General features: G+C 55.2%; 1 rRNA gene and 3 other annotated features. The gene reads right to left on the reverse strand.

Annotated elements, in window-relative coordinates:
- Position 1: 1 nt before the first annotated feature.
- Positions 2 to 118, reverse strand: a 5S ribosomal RNA gene (gene rrf, locus ISP_RS30930).
- A gap of 78 nt (positions 119 to 196) precedes the next feature.
- Positions 197 to 1,067, reverse strand: a sequence feature (23S ribosomal RNA rRNA prediction is too short).
- 10 nt (positions 1,068 to 1,077) lie between these two features.
- Positions 1,078 to 1,442: a sequence feature (23S ribosomal RNA rRNA prediction is too short), on the reverse strand.
- Between the two features lie 56 nt (positions 1,443 to 1,498).
- Positions 1,499 to 1,678, reverse strand: a sequence feature (23S ribosomal RNA rRNA prediction is too short).
- Positions 1,679 to 1,704: the final 26 nt, after the last annotated feature.

Here is a 1,704-nt window from a genome sequence, read left to right on the forward strand (position 1 = left end):
AGTTCGGCGGTGTCCTACTCTCCCACAACCCTTCGGTTGCAGTACCATCGGCGCTGTCAGGCTTAGCTTCCGGGTTCGGAATGGGACCGGGCGTTTCCCTGACGCTAAAACCACCGAAACATCTCTGAAACAACACACCCTGGGGTGGTGTTTCAGAACCGTAGAGTGGATGCGTAACATCTTCGTAGGCAAGTCCTCGGCCTATTAGTACCAGTCAACTCGACAACACATTACTGTGCTTCCATTTCTGGCCTATCAACCCAATGGTCTGTTGGGGGCCTTAACCCACAAAGGGGTGGGATACCTCATCTTGGAACAGGCTTCCCGCTTAGATGCCTTCAGCGGTTATCCCTTCCGAACGTGGCCAACCAGCCATGCCCTTGGCAGAACAACTGGCACACCAGAGGTTCGTCCGTCCCGGTCCTCTCGTACTAGGGACAGCCTTCCTCAAGTATCCTACGCGCGCGGCGGATAGGGACCGAACTGTCTCACGACGTTCTAAACCCAGCTCGCGTGCCGCTTTAATGGGCGAACAGCCCAACCCTTGGGACCTACTCCGGCCCCAGGATGCGACGAGCCGACATCGAGGTGCCAAACCATGCCGTCGATATGGACTCTTGGGCAAGATCAGCCTGTTATCCCCGGGGTACCTTTTATCCGTTGAGCGACACCCCTTCCACCAGGAGGTGCCGGATCACTAGTCCCGACTTTCGTCCCTGCTCGACATGTCTGTCTCACAGTCAAGCTCCCTTGTGCACTTGCACTCAACACCTGATTGCCAACCAGGCTGAGGGAACCTTTGGGCGCCTCCGTTACTCTTTAGGAGGCAACCGCCCCAGTTAAACTACCCATCAGGCACTGTCCCTGAACCAGATCATGGCCCGAGGTTCAGATTCCCAATTCGACCAGAGTGGTATTTCAACAACGACTCCACAGCCACTAGCGTGACCACTTCACAGTCTCCCACCTATCCTACACAAGCCGAACCGAAAACCAATACCAAACTATAGTAAAGGTCCCGGGGTCTTTCCGTCCTGCCGCGCGTAACGAGCATCTTTACTCGTAGTGCAATTTCGCCGGGCCTGTGGTTGAGACAGCCGGAAAGTCGTTACGCCATTCGTGCAGGTCGGAACTTACCCGACAAGGAATTTCGCTACCTTAGGATGGTTATAGTTACCACCGCCGTTTACTGGCGCTTAAATTCTCAGCTTCGCCATTACTGGCTAACCGGTCCTCTTAACGTTCCAGCACCGGGCAGGCGTCAGTCCATATACATCGTCTTGCGACTTCGCATGGACCTGTGTTTTTAGTAAACAGTCGCTTTCCGCTGGTCTCTGCGGCCACCCACCCCTAGCTCGAAAAGAGCTTCAGGATGTTTGGCCCCCCTTCTCCCGAAGTTACGGGGGCATTTTGCCGAGTTCCTTAACCACAGTTCACCCGATCGCCTTGGTATTCTCTACCTGACCACCTGTGTTGGTTTGGGGTACGGGCCGTGCATGCACTCACTAGAGGCTTTTCTCGGCAGCATAGGATCACTCTACTTCGCCTCAAACGGCTACGCATCACGTCTCAGCCTACGTGGAACACGGATTTGCCTATGTTCCGGCCTACACGCTTACACCAGGACAACCATCGCCTGGCGGAGCTACCTTCCTGCGTCACCCCATCGCTTGACTACTACGAAATCAGGTCCCACGCTCCACA

This window comes from Amycolatopsis mediterranei (assembly GCF_026017845.1).
Lineage (GTDB): Bacteria > Actinomycetota > Actinomycetes > Mycobacteriales > Pseudonocardiaceae > Amycolatopsis > Amycolatopsis mediterranei.